Source organism: Methyloceanibacter sp., from assembly GCF_049590335.1.
Lineage (GTDB): Bacteria > Pseudomonadota > Alphaproteobacteria > Rhizobiales > Methyloligellaceae > Methyloceanibacter.
In genome coordinates this window covers 1-2,453 of the sequence record NZ_JBAWCQ010000009.1, presented here as the reverse complement: position 1 = coordinate 2,453, position 2,453 = coordinate 1, and the positions used below count along the sequence as shown (strand labels likewise).

Here is a 2,453-nt window from a genome sequence, read left to right as displayed (position 1 = left end):
CCTTGGGTGGTGCCGCCATGCTCTGGGGCACAGCAACCACGGGATTGACCAAGGTGACTTCCCGCACGCGAACATTGCCCTGGAGAAGCCCGGTCAGCAGCAGGTCGAACCGCACTTTTTTCGCGGTCGCAAATTCCTTGTCACCGCTGGACGTCGGCTCCGTGACGCCGACATCTTCGGCCACAAGCGCAAGCGAGGGAAACACGGTGATGTCCAGCGGACCGCTGACACGGAGCCGGTAGCCGGTCATCTGCTCCACCCGCGCGAACAACTCGCTGCGCACATCGTCCGCCGAAATAAACATCGGGGCGACAAAGATCAGGCCCACGATCAGGACCACAATGGCCGTCAGGATTGAAAAGATGAGCCGCAAGATGCCCCTCCGCGGGTCTTGTGAGGTCCTAGTCAAGAATACAGCGATTCCCGGTCTGTCTGGGAAGCCCCAAAAAGCTCAGCAAAACATCGCTGTGAAGGAGGAAACTGGCTCTTAAATAGGTGCAAATAAGGGCCAGATACCATAGAGACGTTGCACGGGATCGGCTTGCTCTTTGCGCGGCGCCCGCATAAGCCGTCAAGGCAGACAACTTCCCAGGAGATCTCAAATGCCGCGCCTCATTCTACTTCGACACGGCCAAAGCATTTGGAACCGGGATGCGATCTTTACCGGCTGGACAGATGTCGATCTTTGCGACAACGGTATCGAGGAAGCCAAGCGCGCGGCAGAGCTTTTGCGTGCCCACGATATCCATTTCGATCAGTGCTTTACTTCCTATCTGCATCGCGCGATCCATACCCTCTGGATCGTCCTCGAAGCGCTGGACATGACCTGGCTGCCCGTCGACCGCAATTGGCGGCTCAACGAACGGCACTATGGCGCGCTCCAAGGGCGGAAGCGGGATGAGGTCATGGAGGACGTCGGTCCCGAACAGCTGCACATCTGGCGCCGGAGTTATGCCGTCCAACCGCCGGCGCTGTCAGAAGACGATCCGCGATTTCCTGGTAACCAGCGCAAATATACGCGGGTTCCCCAGCGTCACCTGCCCCTGACCGAAAGCCTGAAAGATACCGTGTCGCGGGTGCTGCCGTTTTGGCAGGAGCGCGTGGAGCCGGTCATGATGCAGGGCCGCACACCGCTGATCGCCGCCCATGGGAACAGCCTCCGCGGCCTCATCAAATATCTCGACGGGATCTCCGACGAGGACATCCCAAGCCTCGAAGTTCCGACCGGAAAGCCGCTGGTCTACGAACTCGACGAGGGCCTACGCACGATCCGGAGCTTCTATCTCGAGGATGGGCAGGAAGCGCACACCCTGCCGAAGGCCAAGGCCGCGCCATCCTCCGCCTGAGTTGAGACCGGGCTTAGAGTTAGCCTACCTGAAGGTATGAGGCCCGTACGCGCCGCAGGCGCCCTTCAGCCTTGTATCACCGCCGAGCGCCCGGCAAATCCGAACTTTCTTGAGGGCATTGTTGCTGACATCGGCATCGGAGACGCGCCAGCCATAGCTCCGGGCCACGCGTGCGATCTCCCGGTCCTGGCAATAGGGCCTCGAAATCAAGCCATTCTTGGTGACTTGGAAAATCCCCTTGCAGCGGATCTTCGCAGCCGCAGGAGACGTGGTCGCCGCAATCACGGCCACGGCCAGGATGGCAGCGGCGATCGCCGCAGCCTTGCCACGCCTGATTCCAGTGCCGCTCAAGCGTGAGTTCTTCATTGCTACCTCCTCCGGTCCGAGCCGATCGGGAACATGTCGCCGACTACCACTCGACCGACTGCAAAGCCGGAAAGAAGCCGTCTTCGCGAAAGGCGTAGGCTTCACCGTTCGGCCAGACGGCCGCCGGTCGCCCGTCCGAAACGAGCGCTCCATTCTCCAGCGTCAGCCGGGGTAAGGGCAAGCAGACAAAGCGCTCCCCAACGATCCAGAAGGAGCCCAGCCCAGCCATCAGGGCATCGGCGAAGGGCAGATAGGCTTCATTGAGATCTTCCAGCCGCTCGCTCTCGACGCTTGAACTTGCCACCACGTCGCGCATCACCGATGTCACCAAGGAGGCGACATTGTAGCTGCGCGTGCCTGCGTCGCCGGAAATGAGGTTGCGCAGCGCCACGGCGAAAATTTCCAGATGCAAAGCATCGGCGATCCGTTCCGCCGCCATCGTTTGCGCCTGCCGGTACGCCGCCAACACCGCTTCGTCCGAATTGAGTTCGGCCAGCGCCTGGTCCCGCATCGACTTTGTGGTTTGCGCCCAAAGGCAGGACTCGGAGCTGGCGAAGTCGATACCCGAGAGCTCCGTATTGGCCTGCTGGGGTCCCATGGCCCAGTTAAAGGCGACGTCGCGGAACCCGATCAGCCGCGCATGCCGGCCGACGGCCTCCTCAACCACCAGCGGGTCGAAATAGGGCCGCTCCGGGTCGATGCCGTTCAGGCGTGAGATAATCTTTTCGACTTCATCCACCA

Annotated in this window: 4 protein-coding genes; 1 reads left to right on the top strand and 3 read right to left on the bottom strand. The window is 61.1% G+C overall.

The annotated features are described in order from the left end of the window. Positions 1-373, bottom strand: a 373-nt coding sequence (locus WBQ77_RS00615; RefSeq protein WP_424058441.1) for an AsmA family protein, incomplete at its 3' end; no start/stop codon positions are given. A 229-nt stretch (positions 374-602) separates the two neighbouring features. Here WBQ77_RS00615 and gpmA point away from each other — a divergent pair. Beyond that, positions 603-1,346 carry a 2,3-diphosphoglycerate-dependent phosphoglycerate mutase gene (gpmA, locus tag WBQ77_RS00610; RefSeq protein WP_424042561.1) on the top strand — a complete coding sequence of 248 codons (744 nt, stop codon included), beginning with the start codon at positions 603-605 and terminating at the stop codon, positions 1,344-1,346. 24 nt (positions 1,347-1,370) lie between these two features. Here the strand turns inward: gpmA and WBQ77_RS00605 are convergent, their stop codons facing one another. After that, positions 1,371-1,712 (bottom strand): hypothetical protein, encoded by a 342-nt coding sequence (locus tag WBQ77_RS00605; protein ID WP_424042562.1) that lies wholly within the window; start codon positions 1,710-1,712, stop codon positions 1,371-1,373. A gap of 43 nt (positions 1,713-1,755) precedes the next feature. Then, a partial coding sequence (locus tag WBQ77_RS00600) for a hypothetical protein (protein ID WP_424058439.1) occupies positions 1,756-2,453 on the bottom strand: 698 nt, incomplete at its 5' end.

Bases quoted from the DNA above. Each gene is read 5' to 3' on its own strand.
- gpmA (WP_424042561.1), top strand. From the start codon at position 603: ATGCCGCGCCTCATTCTACTTCGACACGGCCAAAGCATTTGGAACCGG.
- WBQ77_RS00605 (WP_424042562.1), bottom strand. From the start codon at position 1,712: ATGAAGAACTCACGCTTGAGCGGCACTGGAATCAGGCGTGGCAAGGCT.